18 protein-coding genes are annotated in these 20,024 nt (G+C 70.5%); 1 reads left to right on the top strand and 17 read right to left on the bottom strand.

What is annotated here, in order from left to right; genetic code table 11:
• Positions 1–41: 41 nt before the first annotated feature.
• The 16 genes from ABGA98_RS27255 to ABGA98_RS27180 form a co-directional block, all read right to left on the bottom strand.
• A complete protein-coding gene (locus ABGA98_RS27255; RefSeq protein ID WP_347621243.1) occupies positions 42–2,594 on the bottom strand; it encodes a phenylalanine--tRNA ligase subunit beta in 2,553 nt (850 codons plus the stop codon).
• Positions 2,594–3,634 (bottom strand): phenylalanine--tRNA ligase subunit alpha, encoded by a 1,041-nt coding sequence (gene pheS / locus ABGA98_RS27250; protein ID WP_347621303.1) that lies wholly within the window; start codon positions 3,632–3,634, stop codon positions 2,594–2,596. The genes ABGA98_RS27255 and pheS overlap by 1 nt, the downstream gene beginning before the upstream one ends.
• A 130-nt stretch (positions 3,635–3,764) precedes the next feature.
• Entirely contained in the window at positions 3,765–4,856 is a 1,092-nt protein-coding gene (locus ABGA98_RS27245; RefSeq protein ID WP_347621242.1) for an ATP-binding protein, read from the bottom strand.
• 50 nt (positions 4,857–4,906) lie between these two features.
• A complete protein-coding gene (locus ABGA98_RS27240) occupies positions 4,907–5,710 on the bottom strand; it encodes an RNA methyltransferase (protein ID WP_347621241.1) in 804 nt (267 codons plus the stop codon).
• A 128-nt stretch (positions 5,711–5,838) separates the two neighbouring features.
• Positions 5,839–6,222 (bottom strand): 50S ribosomal protein L20, encoded by a 384-nt coding sequence (gene rplT / locus ABGA98_RS27235; RefSeq protein ID WP_132330207.1) that lies wholly within the window; start codon positions 6,220–6,222, stop codon positions 5,839–5,841.
• 24 nt (positions 6,223–6,246) lie between these two features.
• Positions 6,247–6,441 (bottom strand): 50S ribosomal protein L35, encoded by a 195-nt coding sequence (gene rpmI, locus ABGA98_RS27230; RefSeq protein WP_132503691.1) that lies wholly within the window; start codon positions 6,439–6,441, stop codon positions 6,247–6,249.
• 126 nt (positions 6,442–6,567) lie between these two features.
• On the bottom strand, positions 6,568–7,155 hold the full coding sequence (gene infC, locus ABGA98_RS27225) for a translation initiation factor IF-3 (RefSeq protein WP_220448520.1): 588 nt from the start codon (positions 7,153–7,155) through the stop codon (positions 6,568–6,570).
• Positions 7,156–7,638: 483 nt separating this feature from the next.
• The gene (locus ABGA98_RS27220) at positions 7,639–8,481 is read right to left on the bottom strand and encodes a shikimate dehydrogenase (RefSeq protein WP_347621240.1); all 843 of its coding nucleotides are present in this window, start codon (positions 8,479–8,481) and stop codon (positions 7,639–7,641) included.
• A 188-nt stretch (positions 8,482–8,669) separates the two neighbouring features.
• Complete coding sequence (gene mltG, locus ABGA98_RS27215) at positions 8,670–9,833, bottom strand: endolytic transglycosylase MltG (RefSeq protein WP_347621239.1); 1,164 nt, start codon at positions 9,831–9,833, stop codon at positions 8,670–8,672.
• 211 nt (positions 9,834–10,044) lie between these two features.
• The gene (mltG, locus tag ABGA98_RS27210; RefSeq protein ID WP_347621238.1) at positions 10,045–11,130 is read right to left on the bottom strand and encodes an endolytic transglycosylase MltG; all 1,086 of its coding nucleotides are present in this window, start codon (positions 11,128–11,130) and stop codon (positions 10,045–10,047) included.
• A gap of 463 nt (positions 11,131–11,593) precedes the next feature.
• Positions 11,594–12,073, bottom strand: coding sequence for a Holliday junction resolvase RuvX (gene ruvX / locus ABGA98_RS27205; RefSeq protein WP_132339202.1), 480 nt, complete (start codon positions 12,071–12,073; stop codon positions 11,594–11,596).
• A gap of 10 nt (positions 12,074–12,083) precedes the next feature.
• Positions 12,084–14,759, bottom strand: a complete 2,676-nt coding sequence (gene alaS / locus ABGA98_RS27200; RefSeq protein ID WP_347621237.1) for an alanine--tRNA ligase — start codon at positions 14,757–14,759, stop codon at positions 12,084–12,086.
• Between the two features lie 29 nt (positions 14,760–14,788).
• Positions 14,789–15,019: a hypothetical protein gene (locus tag ABGA98_RS27195; protein WP_347621236.1), complete on the bottom strand. Its 231-nt coding sequence runs from the start codon at positions 15,017–15,019 to the stop codon at positions 14,789–14,791.
• Positions 15,016–15,417, bottom strand: a complete 402-nt coding sequence (locus tag ABGA98_RS27190) for a DUF948 domain-containing protein (RefSeq protein WP_347621235.1) — start codon at positions 15,415–15,417, stop codon at positions 15,016–15,018. The genes ABGA98_RS27195 and ABGA98_RS27190 overlap by 4 nt, the downstream gene beginning before the upstream one ends.
• An 85-nt stretch (positions 15,418–15,502) precedes the next feature.
• Complete coding sequence (locus tag ABGA98_RS27185) at positions 15,503–15,637, bottom strand: hypothetical protein (RefSeq protein WP_347621234.1); 135 nt, start codon at positions 15,635–15,637, stop codon at positions 15,503–15,505.
• Positions 15,638–15,675: 38 nt separating this feature from the next.
• Positions 15,676–16,977: a replication-associated recombination protein A gene (locus ABGA98_RS27180; protein WP_347621233.1), complete on the bottom strand. Its 1,302-nt coding sequence runs from the start codon at positions 16,975–16,977 to the stop codon at positions 15,676–15,678.
• A 222-nt stretch (positions 16,978–17,199) separates the two neighbouring features.
• Here ABGA98_RS27180 and ABGA98_RS27175 point away from each other — a divergent pair, with 222 nt between their 5' ends.
• On the top strand, positions 17,200–18,093 hold the full coding sequence (locus ABGA98_RS27175) for a peptidylprolyl isomerase (protein WP_347621232.1): 894 nt from the start codon (positions 17,200–17,202) through the stop codon (positions 18,091–18,093).
• Positions 18,094–18,156: 63 nt separating this feature from the next.
• Here the strand turns inward: ABGA98_RS27175 and aspS are convergent, their stop codons facing one another.
• Entirely contained in the window at positions 18,157–19,902 is a 1,746-nt protein-coding gene (gene aspS / locus ABGA98_RS27170; RefSeq protein ID WP_347621231.1) for an aspartate--tRNA ligase, read from the bottom strand.
• Positions 19,903–20,024 lie beyond the last annotated feature (122 nt).

Raw genomic sequence — 20,024 nt, 5'->3', positions numbered from 1 at the left:
GGCCGGCACGGCACGCCGCCGCACCGGCCCTCTGGTAACGATCATCCGCGGAGCTGGGCACCCACGCGGTCGGCCGCCATCGCCACCGCCGCGTCCCGCGCCGCCGTGGTCTCCTCGACCGTCAGGGTCCGATCGGCCGCACGGAACCGCATCGAGTAGGCGAGCGACTTGTTGCCCTCGCCCACCTGCTCGCCTTCGTAGACGTCGAACAGCCGGATCGACTCCAGCAGCTCACCGGCGCCGTCGCGCAGGGCCGCCTCGACGTCGGCCACCGGCGTGAAGTCGGGCACGATCAGCGCGACGTCCTGGGTGGCCACCGGATAGGCGGAGACGGGAGGCGTCTCGACGGGGCCCGGCATGGCCGCCTCAAGCCGCGACAGCTCCAGCTCCATCGCCGACGTGCGGGCAGGCAGGCCGTAGGCCTCGATGACGCGCGGGTGCAGCTCGCCCGCGTGGCCCACCAGCGTGTCGCCGAGATAGAGGGCCGCGCACCTGCCGGGGTGCCACGGCTCGTGCTGGTCGGCGCTGATGGACAGCTCCGCCCGCGCCTCGGCCGCCACCAGCCGGGCGGCCTGCACCGCGTCGGCCCAGGAGGCCTGCCGGCCGGCACCCCACCAGCCTGACCGCTCGAACTCGCCGGTCAGCACGACCGCGACGCGCAAGGGCTGGTCGGGCAGCGCCGCCTCGATCGAGGCGAGCTCCTCGGCCGTCGGCCGGCGCTCCACCCCGAGCACCGGCGCCGCCTCGGGAGCTCCCTCGCGCGGCCGGTAGACCGGCCCGCTCTCGAACAGAGCCACGTCGGCGAACCCGCGCCCGACGTTGCGCACCAGAGTCTTGAGCAGCCCTGGCAGCAGCGTCGTGCGCATCAGCGGCTCATCCTCCGACAGCGGGTTGGCCAGCCGCATGGCGTTGCGGCGCGCGTCGTCGGCGGGCAACTGCAGGTGGTCGAGGTCGGCGGCGCTGACGAACGGGTAGCTGAGCACCTCGACGTAGCCGCCCTCGGCCAGCGCCCTGCCCACCCGACGGCGCAGCCGCTGACCCTCGGTGAGCCCGGCGCCCGCCGGGGCGGCGGGCAGCACCGACGGCAGGCTCTCGTAGCCCTCCAGCCGGATGACCTCTTCGGCCAGGTCGTTGGGGTCGGTGAGGTCGGGCCGCCACGACGGCGGCGTCACCGTGATCATGTCGTCGCCGGTCACGGCCAGCTTGGCCGCCAGCTCGCCACCGGTCACGACCCCGGTCGGGTCGACACCGCCCTGGCGCACGGCTGCGTCGTCACCGTCGACGACGACGCAGCCGACCTGCTGCAGCCGCGCGACCACGGTCTCCTTGGAGTAGGTGGTGCCGGCCACGGCCCCGGGGTGGCCCGACGGGATCGCGATGCGCGCCGGCGACACCTCGACCTCGGCGTGCGTGACGCCGGGCTGGACGGTGGCCCCGCCCAGCTCGGCCAGCAGCTGCACGGCCCGCCACGAGGCGACGAGCGGCAGCTCCCGGTCGACGCCGCGCTCGAACCGCTTGGACGCCTCCGACACGAGCCCGTGCCTGCGGGACTCGCGGGAGATGCCGGTCGCGGAGAAGTGAGCGGCCTCGATGACGATGTCGGCCGAGACGTCGGAGATCTCGGTCTCCAGGCCGCCCATCGTGCCCGCCATCGAGATCGGCCCCGACTCGTCGGTGATCAGGATGTCGTCGGGGTCGAGCTCGCGCACCACGTGGTCGAGCGTCTCCAGCCGTTCACCGGGCCGGGCCCGGCGCACCACGATCTCGCCGCTGAGCTTGCGCCGGTCGAACGCGTGCAGCGGCTGACCGAGCTCCAGCATCAGGTAGTTGGTGATGTCGACGGCCAGCGACACGGGACGCATGCCGGCGCGCGACAGGCGTACGCGCATCGGGAGCGGGGTCTGCGCGGCCGGATCGAAGCCGCGCACCTCGCGCAGCACGAACCGGTCGCACGCCGTCGGGTCGGCGATGGAGGCCGGCCACGACGGCCCGGTCGCGGCGGGCGGCTCGACGTCCGCGGGGTCGCGGAAGGCCACGCCGAACGCGGTCGCCACCTCGCGCGCCACGCCCCTGATCGACAGCGCGTAGCCGATGTCAGGGGTGATCTCCAGCTCGATCACCTCGTCGCGCAGGCCGAGCAACTCGACCACGTCGCCGCCGATCGGGGTGTCGGCGGGCAGCACCATGATGCCGTTGTGGTCGTCTCCGAGCCCGAGCTCGCGCTCGGAGCAGATCATGCCCTCGGACATGCGCCCGTACGTCTTGCGCGCCCCGACCTCGAACCCGCCCGGCAGCACCCCTCCGGGCAGCACGACGGGCACCCGGTCACCGGCGGCGAAGTTGGTGGCGCCGCAGACGATCTCGCGCGGCGTCGCCTCGCCGGTCTCGACCTTGCAGTGCCTGATCGGCTTCTTGAAACCGGTCAGCTCCTCGATGGCGAGCACCTCGCCGACCACGACGTTCTTGACGTCGTGGCCGTGCGAGGTGATCGACTCGAGCTTCAGCCCGGCGGCCGTGAGCTTGTCGGCCACCTCGTGGGCGGTGACCGCCGGGAGATCGACATACTCCCGCAGCCAGGAAAGCGGGACCTTCATCAGATCTCCATTCCGAACGGGAGCGTGAAGCGCACGTCTCCCTCGACCATGTCACGCATGTCCTCGGCGTTGTGGCGGAACATCAGCGTGCGCTCGATGCCCATGCCGAACGCGAACCCGGAGTATCGCGACGGATCGACCCCGCACGCGATGAGCACGCGCGGGTTGACCATGCCGCAGCCGCCCCACTCGATCCAGCCCTCCGACTTGCAGGTGCGGCAGGGCGGGTTGCCAGGGGTCGCCGAGGCGCCGCAGCAGACGAAGCACTTGAGGTCCATCTCGGCGGACGGCTCGGTGAACGGGAAGTAGTTGGGGCGGAACCGGGTCGAGATGCCCTTGCCGAACATCACCTCCGCGAACCGGTCGAGCGTGCCCTTGAGGTGGGCCATCGTCAGGCCCTCGTCGACGGCCAGCCCCTCCGTCTGGTGGAAGACGGGGGTGTGGGTGGCGTCGAGCTCGTCGGTGCGGAACGTCTTGCCCGGTGAGATCACGTAGACCGGCAGCTCGCGCTGGAGCAGCGCGCGGATCTGCACCGGCGAGGTCTGCGTGCGCAGCACCATGCCGGACTCCGTGGAGCCCACGAAGAACGTGTCGTGGTCGGAGCGCGCCGGATGGTCCTTGGCGATGTTGAGGGCGTCGAAGTTGAACCACTCGCCTTCGAGCTCGGGCCCTTCGGCCACTTCGTAGCCCATGGCGACGAACGCGTCGGCGATGCGCTCCTGCAGCGTGGTCAGCGGGTGGCGGGCGCCGCGTGGCCGGCGGTCCCACGGCAGGGTGACGTCGACGCTCTCCTCGACGAGCACGCGCGCGTCGCGCTCGGCCTCGAGCTCGGCCTGGCGTGCGGCCAGCGCCTCGTTGATCGCCTTACGGGCGGCGCCGACGCGTTTGCCGGCCTCCGCGCGGGCGGCCGGCGGCAGGGCGCCGATCTCCCGGTTGGCCAGGGCGATGGGCGAGCGGTCACCCGCGTGCGCCAGCCTGGCCTGCTTGAGTGCGTCGAGGTCGTCGGCCGCCTTGATCGCCGCGACGGCGTCGGCCTCCATGCGGGACACCTCGTCGGCATGCAACGGTGTCACCTCGACGGGGTCGTAGTCAGACAAGAGTGAGCTCCGTATCCAGGGCTTGAGCGGAAATGAGTCTAGTGGGACCCGCCCACCGGGCCCGAATCGCTCGCTATGGGGTCGCGAAGTCAGGCGTGCCGGTGGGCACGGTAAATCGGAACTCCGCCCCGCCCTCGGGAGCCCGCTGCACGGCGATCGTGCCACCGTGCGCTTCGACCAGGCCTTTCACGATGAACAGGCCGAGCCCGGTGCCGCCGCGCCTGCGGCTGTTTCCGCCGCGCCAGAACTGCCTGAAGACGCGCGGAGCCAGCTCGGGCTCGATGCCCTCGCCCTCGTCGCGCACCGACACGGCAGCTCCCCATCCAACGGACTCGATCTCTATTGTCACAGTGCCGCGCCCATGGCGCAGCGCGTTTTCCACCAGGTTACCCAGGATCTGGTCGATCTTGTCCTGGTCGAGCCACATCTCCGGCAGGTGGTCGCCGACCACCAGGCGGAACCGGTGTTCGGCCTCGCCGGCCGCCACCCGCCCGGCGATGAGCCTGCGCGCCCTGGCGGGAAGGTCGACGACCTGGCGGCGCACCTCCAGCCGCCCCGACTCGATGCGGGAGACGTCGAGCAGCTCGGTGATGAGCCGCGTGACACGGTCGGCGTCGTTGTTGACGGTCTCGAGCATCACGCGCTTCTGCTCGTCGGTGAAGCGCGTCCACTTGGCCAGCAGGGTCGCGGTGAAACCCTTGACGCTCGTCAGCGGCGAGCGCAGCTCGTGGGCCACCGTGGAGACCAGGTCGGCGCGGCTGCGCTCCAGCCGGGCCCGCGCGCCGCCGTCTCTGAGGGTGATCGTGACACGCTCGACCTCGCCGCCGCGCTCCGGCTCGCGGATGAACCGGGCCGCGACGTAGAGCTCCTGTCCGCCCGGCAGGTGCAGCGGCCGCTCCGGCACCCTGCTCCGCGTGCGCAGCCCGCCCTCGGGGTCGAGGGCCTTCCACCAGTCACGCCCGTCATGGTCGCGGAAGGGGAACACGTCGGTCATGGGCCGGCCGACCGCGCGCTCCATGGCGATGCCGGTGAGCCGGGCGGCCGCTCGGTTGACGGCCACCACGCAGCCATATCGGTCGGCCACGATGAGGCCGTCAGGGAGATCGTCGATGGCTATCGTGCACGCGGCGGCCACAACGCGCCCGTCGGTGTCTGCGCCGTGCACGACCTCGCCTCCTCCGCCTACATCGCCGACAATAGCGGGTTTCCCGCCGCCTAGGACACTCGCTGAGCCCTGGCGGAAGAGTAAAGGCACACCGCCGCCGCTGTGGCCAGGTTGAGACTTTCAGCCTGTCCGTAGATGGGCACTCTGACCACGTCGTCCGCCTCGGCGAGGATCTCCTCCGGCAGACCCCAGGCCTCGTTGCCGAAGATCCACGCGGTGGGGCCGGACAGATCGACGTCGTCGAGCGTGCGCTTGCCCGTGCCGTCGGCCGCCAGCACGCGCAGCCCCCGCTCCTTGAGGTGACGCACGGCGCCGCCCACCGGAGCACCGATGACGACGGGAAGATGGAAAAGACTGCCCGCGCTGGCGCGCACGCACTTGCCGTTGTACGGGTCGACGGAGGCGTCGGTGAAGATCACCGTGTCGGCCCCGGCGGCGTCGGCGGCGCGCATGACCGTGCCGGCGTTGCCCGGATCGCGCACGTGCGCGAGCATCGCCACCAGGCGCGGCGTGCCCTCCAGGGCCTGCTCCAGGGGGACGTGCACGAGCCCGCAGACCGCCACCAGCCCCTGCGGGGTCACGGTCTGGGAGAGCTCCGACATGACCTCACCGCTGGCCCGGTGCACGGGGACACCCTTGAGATTGGCCTCGATGATCAGCTCGGGGTGGCGCAGCTCGGCCTCGGCCGTGCTGAACAGCTCGAGGGTCACGCCGTCGAGCTTGAGCGCCTCGCGCACCGCCTGCGGCCCTTCGGCCAGGAATCTACGGTCCTGCTCCCTGAAGGCCCGCTTGGTGAGCCGCCGGGCCGCCTTGACCCTCGGCGACCGCACGTTGGTCAGCTCGGACCCCGCCATGCTCTCCCCCACGCCCTTGCCCACGTCCGATGGGCCGCGTCCCGCGGCCCGCGCGCCGGACGCTCTTCGTGTGCGTCCACAGCAAAGGGCCCACCGTCATCGGTGGGCCCTCGTTCAAAGCAACTGCCTCAGCCCGCGGCCGGAGCGTTCACGTCGGCCGGGAGCGCCTTCTTGGCGGCCTCCACGAGCGTGGCGAAGGTCTGGCTGTCGTTGACCGCGAGGTCGGCGAGGATCTTGCGGTCGACCTCGATGTTGGCCAGGCGCAGACCCTGGATGAGGCGGTTGTAGGTCAGGCCGTTCTGGCGGGCGGCGGCATTGATCCGCTGGATCCACAGACGGCGGAACGCACCCTTACGGTCCTTGCGGTCCCGGTAGGCGTACGTCATCGAGTGGAGCATCTGCTCCTTGGCCTTGCGGTAGAGACGCGACCGCTGGCCACGGTAACCGCTCGCCCTCTCGAGGACGACCTTGCGCTTCTTCTTGGCGTTGAGCGCCCGCTTCACGCGTGCCATGATTCTTCTCCCCGGGGGTTCGCGCTACTTGGCGAGCAGCTTCTTGATCTTCTTGTGGTCGGCGTCGGAAAGGACGACCTCGTTCTTGAGACGGCGCGTCAACGTGGACGACTTCCACTCGTTGTAGTGCGCGCGATTGGCACGGCGACGCTTGATCTTGCCGGTGCCGGTGAGCCGGAACCGCTTCTTCGCACCGCTGTGCGTCTTCATCTTCGGCATGTCGCCGTCTCTCCTCGTTTCGGTCGTGCCACTGGCCGGGCCGGTGCTGGCCGACCCGGTAGCGGCGTCTTCGTCTGCCGGTGGCTTGGCTGGGGCCGCGCTTGTAAGGCTAACCCCAACTGCGGGTCACGCTTCCTGTGCGGAAGGCTCCTCGCCGCCACGCTGCGCCTTGGCTGCGGCCTTTTCGGCCTTGGCCTCGGCTTTCTTCTTGTGCGGACCGATCACCATGATCATGTTACGGCCGTCCTGCTTGGCGTGGGACTCCACGAAGCCGAGCTCCTGGACGTCGTCCGCCAGCCGCTGCAGCAGCCGGAAGCCGAGCTCCGGCCGGGACTGCTCGCGACCACGGAACATGATCGTGACTTTGACCTTGTCTCCCGCCTTGAGGAACCGCACCACGTGACCCTTCTTGGTCTCGTAGTCGTGCGGGTCGATCTTCGGCCGGAGCTTGATCTCCTTGATGATCGTGTGCGCCTGATTCTTGCGCGCCTCGCGCGCCTTCATCGCGGACTCGTACTTGAACTTGCCGTAGTCCATGAGCTTGCACACGGGCGGTCGAGCCGTTGCCGCGACCTCGACGAGGTCGAGGTCGGCTTCCTGGGCGAGCTTGAGCGCATCGTGAATGGAGACGATGCCGACCTGCTCGCCGTTCGGGCCCACGAGGCGAACCTCGGGAACTCGGATACGCTCGTTGATGCGGGGCTCAGTGCTGATGGGGCCTCCTAGGTTTGCGATCCCTACGTGCTCGTCGTGCCGGGAGCCCTTCGCGCTGCGAACGCGAAAAGCCCCGCACGTCGCGCATGCGGGGCCACTGAGCTCTATGGCTTCGTGGCCTCGAGCTCCCCGGAGTAGTCCGGCGTGATCCTGGACCCGGCCGCCTTCCGGCGACTCAGGTGGGAGGGAGACCTCCGCTTGCGCGTCCAGCAAGGCATGCCGGACCGATCAGAGAGCTACATTACCACAACCACCGAGCCTCCCCGAATCATCCCGACCGGCCATCACGTGCCGGTAAAGATGTGTCCAGGGAACGGCCAGGCGACTCGAAGTCGACCACCGCCTGCTCCAGATCGTGCGGGCCCGGCGCTGTGGGCTCGAGATCGTGCGGTCACAGGGCCGTCCAAGGATTCGAGATCGTGCGGACGCGGCTCCGTCCCCGGGTCAAGGGCCGGGCCGTCGTGACGCGGCGCGGGCCGGTGGCTACGACCGCCGCAGCAGCTCAGCCTCCCCGGCTGCGCGCATGGCCTCGACCGGCACATCCGATCGGCCGGTCATCAGCTCCACCTGCCGCACCGCCTGGTGCAGCAGCATCGCGAAGCCGCCGACCACGGTGCCGCCCGCCTCCTTGACGGCCGCCGCCGCGCGGGTCGGCCAGGGCGAGTAGACCACGTCGAAGAGCGCGGGCACCCGCGCCAGCCGGCCGGCGAAGGCGTCGGCGGCGCCGCCGGGCAGCGCGGACACCACCAGATCCACCCGCGTCGCCGCCTCGATCTTGTCGAACGTCTCCACCGCCAGTGACACGCCCAGCCGCTCCGCGACCTGCGCCGTCTCCCCCGCCCGCGCGGGATCGCGCACCAGCAGGGTCGCCTGGAACAGCCCGAGATCGCGCAGCGCCGCCAGCGTGGAGGCCGCCGTGGCTCCTCCGCCGAGCACGGCCGCCGAGCACGGCGCGGCCACCCCGGCCTCGGCCAGCGCCTGCTTGATGCCATGGACGTCGGTGTTGTCGCCGTGCCGCAGACCGTCGCGGAACACCACGGTGTTGGCGCCGCCGACCTCGACGGCCACCTCGGACACCGTGTCGAGCAGCGGCAGCACGGCCCGCTTGAGCGGCATGGTCAGCGACAACCCCGCCCAGGCGTCATCGCCGCCGAACTCCCGGCCCCGCACCGGCACCAGTTCGGCCAGCAGCCCCGGCAACCGCGCCTCGTCGCACTCGAACGCCTCGTAGCTCCACCCGTCGAGCCCCATCGCCTGGTAGGCGGCCCGGTGCAGGTAGGGCGAGAGCGAATGGCCGATGGGGGATCCCAGCACCGCGGCCCGCATCCACACTCCTTCTCCCACGAATACGACGACCCTATCGCCCGCGCGTAGCGGCGCCGTACGACGCGGGCCAGAGCCGAAGCTCACGTTGACGACCTTGGTCTACGACCGTCCGCCCCGGCTCGGGGTCCGGTCTTCGTACGGGCGTCCGCCCTCGGCGCGGTGCGGGCGGACGGTGCCGGACGCAGAGGTCAGCCGCCGCAGCCGCCGTTGCCGCGGCACTCCGCGAGCAAGGCCAGGCGCTCGGTCTCCGTGGTGGCGAACTTGGTCACGCTGCTCTTGGGGTCGGTGGCCACGAAGAACAGCCACGGGCCCTTGGCCGGGTTGAGCGCTGCCTCGATGGCGTGGTCACCCGGGTTGGAGATCGGGCCGGGCGGCAGTCCCTCGTACTTGTAGGTGTTGTAGCGGGACTTGGTCTCCAGCTCGGCGTGGGTGGCGTAGGTGCGGTACTTGTTGAGTGCGTACATCACCGTGCTGTCCATCGAGAGCTTCAGCGGCGGCTTGCGTTCGAGCCGGTTGTAGATCACGCGGGCGATCTTCGGCATGTCCTCGTGCCGGCCCGCCTCGGCCTGGATAATGCTGGCGATGGTGATGATCTCGTGTGGGGTGTGCCCGAGGTCCTTGGCCCCGCTCTCGAGGTCGACCGACTTGGCCGTCTTCTTGTAGCGGTCGACCATGGCCGCGAGGATCTGCCGGGGCGTGGTCTTCGGCTGCACCTCGAACGTGGCAGGGAAGGCATAGCCCTCCAGCTTGCCCTTGGCGTAGGGCGGCAGGTCGAGGGCGTCGGCGTCCTTGGCCGCGGCCTTGAACTCCTTGAGCGGCAGTCCGGTCTCCTCGGCGAGCTTGGCCAGGGTTTCGGACAGCCGCAGACCTTCCTTGATCGTCACGCTGGCGCGCAGCCGTTTGTTCGGGTCGAGCAGCGCCACGGCGTTCTCGGCCGACATGCGCTTGCGCAGTTTGTACGAGCCCGGTTGCAGTGAAGCGCTCGCGCCGGCGTTGGCGATCGCGTTGGTGAAGGCCCTGATGCTGGCCACGACGCCTTGGCGCTCCAGCTCCGCCGCCACGTCGGAGGCGCTCTGACCGCTCTTGATCTCGATGACGACCTCGCCGGCGCCCTGACCTGTGTAGTCGTCGGGTACGAGCGCGTCGTTGAGCCACATGTAGCCGTAGTAGCCGCCACCGCCGATGATGCCGGCCAGCACCACGAAGGCGAGCAGTGGTGCGATGAACCGGCCGCGGTTACGGCGCCTGCGCCGCCTGCGGCTGTTGCCGCGCCTGCCGCCACGGCTGCGGCGCCGCGCGGGACCTTCGTCGTCCTCGGCGCCGAGCAAGGAGTTGAGATCGAGATCGCTCATGGGTTCGCTGGCCAATCTCCCGGCACGCCCGGCCAGGCGTCAAGCGGAACTGCCCAACCGGCTGGGGTCACCGAGCGGAACTGGGGGATCCGCCGGACGTGCTGCCACGGCCAGCGGAGATCACACTGGGTAGCCATGCTAAGGGATGAGAAGAGGACGCATGCCCCGTTTTGGGGCTTTTGCGCGGTGATAGCGGGGGGTCCACCGAACATCAGCTCGTCCCGAGGTTCTTGTTCAACTCTTCCCGGTATCTCACGAACTCGCTCTCTTTATCGGTGAATTTGGTGATTCTATGCGCTGGATCAGTGGTGACGAACCAGTGCCAATCACCCTCCGCCGGGTGCAGCGCCGCCATCAGCGCCTTCTCTCCGGGGTTGGCGATGGGACCGGGCGGCAAGCCCTTGTGGCGATAGGTGTTGTAGGGAGAGTCGACTTTGGTGTCGCTCTCCGTGATCCTCAGCGTCCGGCGGTTCTGGGCGTACAGAACGGTACTGTCGATCTCCAGCGGCGTGTCCTTCGCGAGGCGGTTGTAGATCACTCTGGCGATCTTGGGGTAGTCGGCGTCAGTGCCACCCTCGGCCTGGACCAGGCTCGCCACCGTGACGGCCTCCAGCGGCGTCAGATGCACTTTCGCGGCCTCGGCCGCCAGGCCCACCTGCCGGGCGGCGGCACGGAACCGCTCCACCATCGCCGCCAGCACGTCGACCGCCGTGTCGCCCGGCTCGACCTCGTACGTCGCGGGGAACAGGAAACCCTCGAGCCCCGGCGCGTAGTCAGGCAGCCCGACAAGGGCACTGTCGACGCCCCGCAACTCCTTGAGCGGCAGCCCGGTCTGCTGGGCCACCCGGGCCAGCACCTCGGCCGCGCGCAGGCCCTCGGGCACGGTGACCCGCTTCACGATCCTGGACGAGGGCGCGAGCAGCAGGTCGAGCGCCGCCCCCGCCGCCATGCCCTTGCGCATGCGGTAGTGGCCGGGACGGAGCCGCCCGGTCACCGCGCGGTCCTCCGACACCTTCACGAACGACCGCGCGCTGGCCACCACCCCGGCGTCGGCCAGCGTCGAGCCGATGGCCTCCGCGCTCGATCCGGGCGCGATGCGCACGGTCACCGAACCGCTGCCCGGCCCTTCGAAGTCGGCAGGACTGATGTACGGCTTGAGCACCGCGACGGCTCCGGCGCCCACGGCGACCAGCGAGACGAGCAGCCCGGTAGAGAGCAGCCCTGCATGGCGCAGGGCGCGGCGCCGCTGGGACGGCGACCCGGCCTCCGCCCGGGAGCCCGCCCCCGGGCCCAGCACGGAACCCGGTTCTGAGCCCGCCCCAGACGCCGGCCCGGAGCCCGTCTCGGAGCCAGGCGCGGAAGCCGCCTGGACATCCGTCCGGGGATCCGCCTCGGAAGCCCTCTCGGAGCCAGGCCCAGAGTTCGCAGCGGAAGCCGCCTCGGAATCCGGCTCGGGGTTCACCGCGGAAGCCGGGCCAGGGTCCGGCTCGAACTCCTCCTCGGGGCTCGCTCCGGAAGCCGCCCGCGTCCCGGGTTGCCGGTACGGCCGGGCGTCGCTCCCCCGTCCGATCACCGGGCCGGCGTCGTCGTCCGCGTCGCGGAACGGGATCACGTCGTCGTCTTCAGGCGTGCCGTTCACCAGGCCACCTCGCCACGCGCGCCCGTGACGGGAGCACACCTTCGCTCCGCCGCAGCGGACCCCGCGCACGGGGCGGCCACGCGTCCGCGCCGGTCACGGCAGGGGCCCGTCGATCGGCCGCTCATGAGGCAGGTCCGCCGGCCGCCGGTGGCGGTTCGACGGGCCTGCCTGGTGGTCTTTCCGTGGCGCGTTCGGAGTCGAGGGCGTCCTGGAGCAGCACGACCGCGGCCGCCTGGTCGACGACGCCGCGCTGCTTCTTCGCCCGCACGCCGCTGGCTCTGAGCCCTTGCTGGGCGGTCACCGTGGTCAGCCGCTCGTCGAACAGCCGCACCGGTGTCGGCGCCACCCGGGCAGCCAGGGCGGAGGCGAACTCGCGCGCCAGCGCGGCCGCCTGCCCCTCACGCCCCGACAGCGAGGTGGGCAACCCGACCACGACCTCGATCGCCTCATGCTCGGCGACGATCGCGGCGATGCGGTCGAGGGTGCCCTTGCCGCGCCTGACGGTCTCGACCGGTGTGGCGAGCATGCCCGAAGGGTCGCTGCGGGCCACGCCCACGCGTACGGAGCCGACGTCCACGCCGATCCGCGCACCGAATCTCATGTCGGCCGGGCTATCGGCTGACCTGGTCAGCGACGGCCTGCTCGACCAGGCGCAGCGCGTCGCCGATCGCCTCCGGTCGCGTGCCGCCGCCTTGCGCGACATCGTCCTTGCCGCCACCGCCACCCCCAAGAGCCTTGGCGGCGACGCCGACCAGTTGCCCGGCTTTGAGCCCTCGCTCGCGCCCCGCCTCGTTGACCGCGGCAACCACCACGGGCCTGTCGGAGGGGGCGCCGGCGATCACGATGACCGCCGGTCTGTCGGCCGGGAACCTGCCACGCACATCAAGCGCGAGCTTACGCAGATCATCCGCACCGGTGCCATCAGGCGCGCGGTGTGTCACCACGGAGACTCCTTGCAGGTCACGAGCCTGAGCGGCCAGGTCGCCCGCCACCTGGAGCACCTGGGCGGAGCGGAGCTTGTCGAGCTCCTTCTCGGCCGTGCGCAACCGGGTGACGATGCCGTCGATGCGCTCGGGAAGCTCTTCGCGGCGCGCTTTGAGCTGCTCGGTGAGCTGCGCGACCAGCACGCTCTCGCGCGCCAGGAAGCGGAAGGCGTCGATGCCGACGAGGGCCTCGACGCGGCGCACCCCGGCGCCGACGGACTGCTCGCCCAGCACCTTGACCAGGCCGAGCTGGCCGGAGCTGTGCACGTGGGTGCCACCGCACAGCTCGCGGGAGTAGTCGCCGATCTCGACCACGCGGACCTCGTCGCCGTATTTCTCGCCGAACATCGCCAGCGCGCCCATCGCCCTGGCCTCGGCCTGGGAGGTGTAGAAGGCGTTGACCTGGAGGTCGTTGATGAGCACGGCGTTGACCTCGTCCTCGACGTCGCGCAGCACGCTCTGCGGCACCGCGCCCGAGGCGGTGAAGTCGAAGCGGAAGCGGCCGGGAGAGTTTTCCGAGCCGGCCTGCGCCGCCGTCTCGCCGAGCGCGTTCTTGAAGCCGCGGTGGACGAGGTGGGTGGCGCTGTGGCTGCGCGAGATCGCGCGGCGGCGCTCGACGTCGATCTCCGCCTGCGCCTCGTCGCCGACCCTGATCTCACCCTTGCGGACCTTGCCGCGGTGCACGACGAGCCCCGCGAGCGGCGACTGCACGTCGACGACCTCGACCTCCGCGCCGCTGGTGCGGATCACGCCCTGGTCGGCGAGCTGGCCGCCGCCCTCGGCGTAGAACGGGGTGCGCGCGAGCACGATCTCGACGCTCGAACCCGCGCCCGCCACCGGCACGGACGCCCCGTCGGCGAGGATGCCGACCACGCTGGTGTCGGCCTCGGTCTGGTCGTAGCCGAGGAAGTCGACCTTGCCCGACGCCTCGAGCAGCTGCCCGAAGACGGAGATGTCGGCGTTGCCGGTCTTCTTCGCCGCCGCGTCGGCCTTGGCCGCCTGCCGCTGCTCCTTCATGAGGCGGCGGAAGCCCTCCTCGTCGACCTTGAGCCCGTGCTCGGCCGCCATCTCCAGGGTCAGGTCGATGGGGAAGCCGTAGGTGTCGTGGAGCTTGAACGCCTGCTCGCCGGGGAGCGTGGTGGCCGACCTGCGCTTGGTCTCCTCGACCGCCACGTCGAAGATGGCCGTGCCGGTGCGCAGCGTGCCGAGGAAGGACGCCTCCTCGGCGTCGATGATGCCGTGGATCTGCGGCGCGTCCGCCTTGAGCTCGGGGTATTGCTCGCCCATGACGTTGATCGCGACGTCGGTCAGCTCGTGCATGTAGCGGTCGTCGCCGGAGCCGAGCAGGCGCAGGTTGCGCACCGTGCGGCGCAGGATGCGGCGCAGGACGTAGCCGCGGCCCTCGTTGCCGGGCAGGACACCGTCGGCGACCAGCATGGTGCCGGTGCGCACGTGGTCGGCGATCACCCGCAGGCTGACGTCGGAACGGTGGTCGCGCCCGTAGCGGGTCTTGGTGAGCTCGGCCGCGCGGTCGAGGATCTTGTAGGTGGTGTCGATCTCGTAGAGGTTGTCGACGCCCTGCAGGATCGTCGCCATGCGCTCGAGGCCCATGCCGGTGTCGATGTTCTTCGAGGGCAGCTCACCGGCCACGTCGAAGTCGACCTTGGAACGGACCTGGCTGAGCTGATACTGCATGAACACGAGGTTCCACACCTCGAGGTAGCGGTCCTCGTCGGCGACGGGGCCGCCCTCCTTGCCGTATTCGGGGCCGCGGTCGTAGTAGATCTCCGAGCACGGGCCGCCGGGCCCGGCCACGCCCATGTGCCAGTAGTTGTCCTCCAGGCCGCGGCGCTGGATGCGCTCCTCGGGCAGGCCGACGCTGTTGCGCCAGATGTCGTACGCCTCGTCGTCGTCGAGGTAGACGGTCGCCCAGAGCCGGTCTTCGGGGAAGCCGAAGCCGCCGTCGGACTCGGACCTGGTGAGCAGCTCCCACGCGAACGGGATCACTTCGGCCTTGAAGTAGTCGCCGAAGGAGAAGTTGCCCAGCATCTGGAAGAAGGTGGCGTGCCGCGTGGTCTTGCCGACCTCTTCGATGTCGGGGGTGCGCACACACTTCTGCGCGGTGGCCAGCCGGGACGCCGGAGGCTTGCGCTGCCCCAGGAAGTACGGCTTGAACGGCACCATACCGGCAGGAACCAGGAGTAGCGTGGGGTCCTCAGCGATCAGGCTGGCCGAGGGCACTATCTTGTGCCCACGCTCCTCGAAGAAGCGCAGGAAGCGGCGGGCGATCTCTGCCGACTCCATGGTGGCCATCCTTTGCGTTGGTTGTGGAATCACTTGTGGTCTTCAGCGTCGTCGAGCCCGAAGCGAGCCCGCAACTCTGTTTCGCGGCCGGCCGCCTCGCCGAGCGCGTCGGAAGTAAAGTCTCTCACCTGCCGGAGCATGCCCGCCGCGCCGTCGGCGGTGCGGCGGGCGACGTGGTCGGGGTGGAGCGCCTGCAGCCTGCGCATCACCCAGAAGGCGAGGAACGCGCCGAGCGAGAGGTAGAACAGCCGCCTGATCATCTCGGCCGCCTCGGCGCCGTCCCCCGGGCCCCCTGCCTCGGCCTGGCCGGCGTGCGGGCCTCGATGGCGCGCCGCACACCGTAGCCGAGCGACGAGACCTTGATCAGCGGCCCGGTGAAGATGGTCTGCGTCACCGCGCTGAGTTTGGCCGCGTGACCGCTGACCTGCTTGACGTCTCTGGCGATGGCCTCGACGGCGACCAGCTGCCTGTTGGTCTCGTTGACCGTGACGCTCATGTCGTCGAGCAGCGGCGTCAGCCGGTTGTTGAGATCGGAGACCGCCTTGGTGGTCTCGGCGAGCAGCCTGGCGACCTTGACGAGCACCATGGCCAGCACGCAGACCAGGACCATCCAGCCCGTGGCCGCGATCAGCCCGGCGACCTCTCCAGCGGTAAGCATCCGCGCATCTCCCTCGTACGCTGGGCCGGAACGGCAAGACCCTATCGCGTTCGAGCGACCACATTAGTGGGGAAAGCGACCTTGATCAGGCCGCCACGTCGGCCCCCGGCACTTCCGTGACCGCCCGCGTGAGACCGCGTGCCGCAACGATCCCGGCCACGAGCCGCCGCTCCGGCATCAGCGGGAACGCCGACGCGCTCGCGGCGTGTCCCGCCGTCACTGCTGTAACCGTACATCCGCCGGGCACGCTCGCGGACCTCAGGCGCCGCGCAGGAAGGCGCGGATCCTGGCCCAGCGCTCGGCCACGGGCCCCTCGGCGCCGTGCCTGGTCGGCTCGTAGTAGCGCCTGTCGCGCACCTGCTCGGGCGCGTAGTCCTGGCGCACCAGCCCGTGCTCGAAGTCGTGGGGGTATTTGTAGCCGTCGCCGTGGCCCAGCTTGGCGGCGCCGGCGTAGTGGGCGTCGCGCAGGTGGCCGGGCACCTGGCCGATCAGGCCCTTGCGCACGTCTCCTATGGCCGCCCCGATGGCCTTGACGACCGCGTTGGACTTGGGCGCCGTCGCGCAGTGGATGACCGCCTGGGCGAGGTTGATCTGCCCCTCGGGCAGCCCGATGAGCTGCACCGCCTGCGCGGCGGCCACGGCGGTCTGCAGGCAGGTGGGGTCGGCCATGCCGACGTCCTCGGAGGCGAAGATGACGATGCGCCGGGCGATGAACCGGGGGTCCTCGCCGGCCTCGATCATGCGGGCGAGGTAGTGGAGCGCGGCGTCGGCGTCGGATCCGCGCATCGACTTGATGAAGGCGCTGATCACGTCGTAGTGCTGGTCGCCCTGCCGGTCGTAGCGCACGGCGGCCTTGTCGACGGCCTTCTCCACCACCTCGACGGTGATGTCGTCGCCCAGCAGCGCCGCCGCCTCCAGGTAGGTCAGCGACCGGCGCGCGTCGCCGCCCGCGAGGCGTACGAGATGTTCCAGGGCCTCCGGCGCCAGCGTCGCGCGCCCGCCCAGGCCGCGCGGGTCGCACACCGCCCGCTCCAGCACCGCGCGGACGTCGTCGTCGGTCAGGGACTCCAGGGTGAGGAGCAGCGAGCGCGACAGCAGCGGCGAGATGACCGAGAAGAACGGGTTTTCCGTGGTGGCGCCGATGAACGTGACCCAGCGGTTCTCCACGGCGGGCAGCAGCGCGTCCTGCTGGGCCTTGTTGAAGCGGTGCACCTCGTCGACGAACAGCACCGTCTGCCGGCCGGTCATGCCCAGCTCGCGCCGGGCGTTGTCGATGGCCGCCCGCACGTCCTTGACGCCCGCCGACACGGCGGAGATCTCGACGAAGCGGCGCTTGGTGACGTTGGAGACCACGTAGGCGAGCGTCGTCTTGCCGGTGCCTGGCGGCCCCCACAAGAACAACGACATGGGCGCCTCGCTCTCGACCAGGCGCCGCAGGGGGGTGCCGGAGCCGAGCAGGTGCCGCTGGCCGATCACCTCGTCGAGGGTGCGCGGGCGCATGCGCACCGCGAGCGGCTGCGGCGTGGCCTCCTCAGCCGCCGAATCGAACAGGCTGTCCACAACGCGAGGTTACAGGGTTCGCCGGGCCGCGGAGCCCGCGCGGCGGCGGTCCGCACCCCCTGCCGCGCAGGCCATGGGAAACGGGCGAGGCGACGGCGGTCTGCAGCGATCACACCCGTCGCATCCAGCGGCTTTCGCCACTTACGTCCGGCACATATCGGAGGCCGGTAACATGCGCGGAGTTGTTTGGTCATGCGTGGGCAAAAGCGAGAGGACATAGCGGTGAGCGGCGACGACCGCCAGAACGAAGAAGACCGCCAGAGAGAGCTGGCGCGGGAGCACAAGGAACGGCAGATCAAGCGCGCCGCCGACCAGACCTCCAAAGGAAGGCGGAACACCTTCCTCGGCGCCGGCGTGGCAGTGGTCGTGGTGGCGGGCGGGATCTTCGCCGCGACCACGATGGTCGACAAGGACCCCGGCGAGGCCACGGCGCAGAGCACTCCCTCCGCCAGCGCGTCCGTCACCCCGCCGACGACGCCGAGCCCGACCAAGACCGGCCCGGTGACCTGCACGTACAAGCGGGACAAGTCGCTCCCGCACAAGTTCGTCGGGCTGCCGGGCAAGAAGCCCGACATGAAGCTGAAGAAGATGACGGTCACCACCAACCGCGGCAGCTTCACCGTCGACCTCATGACCGAGGCGGCGCCGTGCGCGGTCAACTCGATGCGCTTCCTCGCGAAGAAGAAGTTCTACGACGACATGAAGTGCCACCGTCTGGTCACCCCCGACGTCGCCGGCGTGCACATGCTGCAGTGCGGCGACCCGCAGGCCAAGGCCGACGGGAAGAACCCGACCGACGGCCAGGGCACCGCGGGCTACGTCTACGCCGACGAGAACGCCGAGATCCCGCTGGGCAAGGGCGTGGTGTTCATGACGCAGCCCAGTGAGGCGGCGGGCCGCAACAACAGCCAGTTCGCCGTCTCGCTGTCGGACGAGAACCTTCAGGTCGGCGCGGGCTACTCGGTCATCGGCACGGTCGGCGATGGCATGGACATGCTGCTCGGGCTGGCCACGAGCGGGCAGGACCTGCTCCTCAACAACGCCGACATCACCGGCGACGGCGGCACCACCGCCCCCAAGAAGCCGGTGATCATCAAGAAGATCGCCTTCTCCTGACCGCTCGGAAACGGGTGACGGCAGGCGCCGCGCGGCGCCTGCCGTCACCCGTTCTGCGGCCTGTTACGGCTTGGGCGGCGCGTCGACGCCCGCCTCCTTGCGCTGGCCGGCCGTGATCGGCGTGGGCGCGCCCGTGAGCGGGTCGAAGCCGGAGGCCGTCTTCGGGAACGCGATCACGTCGCGGATCGACTCGCCGCCGGACAGCAGCATGCAGATGCGGTCCCAGCCGTAGGCGATGCCGCCGTGCGGCGGCGGGCCGTACTTGAACGCCTCCAGCAGGAAGCCGAACTTGCTCTCCGCCTCCTCCTTGGAGATGCCGAGCACGTCGAACACGCGCTGCTGCATCTCGGCCCGGTGGATACGGATCGAGCCGCCGCCGATCTCCATGCCGTTGCAGACCATGTCGTACGCGTAGGCCAGCGCCTCACCCGGGTGGTCCTGGAAGTTGTCGGCCCACTCCGGCTTCGGCCCGGTGAACGGGTGGTGCACGGCCGTCCAGCCGCCCTCGCCGCCGGACTCATCGGACACAGGCTCGAACATGGGCGCGTCGACGACCCACAGGAACGACCACTGCGACTCGTCGATGAGGCCGCAGCGACGCCCGATCTCCAGCCGGGCCGCCCCCAGCAGGTCGCGCGCGGCGTTCCTGGCGCCCGCGGCGAAGAACACCGCGTCGCCGGGCTTGGCCCCCACCTTGCCGGCCAGCCCGGAGATCTCCGCCTCCGACAGGTTCTTCGCGACCGGGCCGCCGAGCGTGCCGTCTTCCTGGACGAGCACGTAGGCCAGGCCCTTGGCGCCACGCGAGCGGGCCCACTCCTGCCAGCCGTCGAGCTCCTTACGGGTCTGCGAGGCTCCGCCGGGCATGACGACGGCGCCGACGTAGTCGGCCTGGAAGACGCGGAAAGAGGTGCCGGAGAAGTAGGCGGTCATCTCGACGAGCTCCTGGCCGAAGCGCAGGTCCGGCTTGTCGGAGCCGTAGCGGTCCATCGCCTCCGCGTACGTCATGCGCGGCAGCGGCGTCGGCAGGTCGTAGCCGGCGATCTCCTTCCAGAGCCGGCCGATCAGCGTCTCGCCGACCTGGATCACGTCCTCCTGGTCGACGAAGGACATCTCGACGTCGATCTGGGTGAACTCCGGCTGCCGGTCGGCCCGCAGGTCCTCGTCGCGGTAGCACTTGGCCAGCTGGTAGTAGCGCTCCAGCCCGGCCACCTGCAGCAGCTGCTTGAACAGCTGGGGCGACTGCGGCAGCGCGTACCAGTTGCCCGGCTGCAGGCGCACCGGGACCAGGAAGTCACGCGCGCCCTCAGGCGTGGAACGGGTCAGCGTCGGCGTCTCGACGTAGACGAAGCCGAGCTCGTGCATCACCTCGTTGGCGAGGTAGGTGGCTTTGGACCGGGTGCGCATCGCCGTGGCGACCTGCTGGCGGCGGATGTCGAGATAGCGGTATTTGAGCCGCGCCTCCTCCGACACCCCCACGCTGCCCTCGATGGGGAACGGCAGCGGCGCCGACTCGCTGAGCACCTCGACCCGGTCGGCCACCACCTCGATCGCGCCGGTGGGCAGGTCGGGGTTCTCGTTGCCCTCGGGGCGCACCCTGACCTGGCCGACGACCTGCACGCAGTATTCGGCGCGCAGGTCGTGGGCGTGGTCCTCCTCGCGGAAGACCACCTGCGCCGAGCCGGAGGCGTCACGCAGGTCGATGAAGACGACGCCGCCGTGGTCACGGCGGCGGGCCACCCATCCTGCGAGCGTCACCTGCTGCCCGGCGTGCTCCTCACGGAGCGACCCGGCGGTATGCGTGCGGATCACTGCACTTTCCCTTCGTACGGATAGGAGGGGCGAGGGGACGGCGGCGATGCGGTATCAGCCGGCCGGCGGATCACCGCGCCTTCCCTTCACACGGATGGAAGAGGCGAACGGACGGCGGCGAC

Source organism: Nonomuraea sp. B1E8 (assembly GCF_039871515.1).
GTDB lineage: Bacteria > Actinomycetota > Actinomycetes > Streptosporangiales > Streptosporangiaceae > Nonomuraea.
The sequence above is the reverse complement of the archived record's forward strand: the minus strand, read 5'-3'. Positions and strand labels throughout refer to the sequence as shown.

Excerpts from the sequence above, each read along its gene's own strand:
- pheS (WP_347621303.1), bottom strand. The coding sequence starts at position 3,634 with ATGGAGGCCGACGCCGTCGCGGCGATCAAGGCGGCCGACGACCTCGAC.
- alaS (WP_347621237.1), bottom strand. The coding sequence starts at position 14,759 with ATGGAGTCGGCAGAGATCGCCCGCCGCTTCCTGCGCTTCTTCGAGGAG.
- rplT (WP_132330207.1), bottom strand. The coding sequence starts at position 6,222 with ATGGCACGCGTGAAGCGGGCGCTCAACGCCAAGAAGAAGCGCAAGGTC.
- ABGA98_RS27195 (WP_347621236.1), bottom strand. The coding sequence starts at position 15,019 with ATGATCAGGCGGCTGTTCTACCTCTCGCTCGGCGCGTTCCTCGCCTTC.
- ABGA98_RS27190 (WP_347621235.1), bottom strand. The coding sequence starts at position 15,417 with ATGCTTACCGCTGGAGAGGTCGCCGGGCTGATCGCGGCCACGGGCTGG.
- ABGA98_RS27220 (WP_347621240.1), bottom strand. The coding sequence starts at position 8,481 with ATGCGGGCCGCGGTGCTGGGATCCCCCATCGGCCATTCGCTCTCGCCC.
- ABGA98_RS27255 (WP_347621243.1), bottom strand. The coding sequence starts at position 2,594 with ATGAAGGTCCCGCTTTCCTGGCTGCGGGAGTATGTCGATCTCCCGGCG.
- mltG (WP_347621239.1), bottom strand. The coding sequence starts at position 9,833 with ATGAGCGATCTCGATCTCAACTCCTTGCTCGGCGCCGAGGACGACGAA.
- rpmI (WP_132503691.1), bottom strand. The coding sequence starts at position 6,441 with ATGCCGAAGATGAAGACGCACAGCGGTGCGAAGAAGCGGTTCCGGCTC.
- ABGA98_RS27240 (WP_347621241.1), bottom strand. The coding sequence starts at position 5,710 with ATGGCGGGGTCCGAGCTGACCAACGTGCGGTCGCCGAGGGTCAAGGCG.
- ruvX (WP_132339202.1), bottom strand. The coding sequence starts at position 12,073 with ATGAGATTCGGTGCGCGGATCGGCGTGGACGTCGGCTCCGTACGCGTG.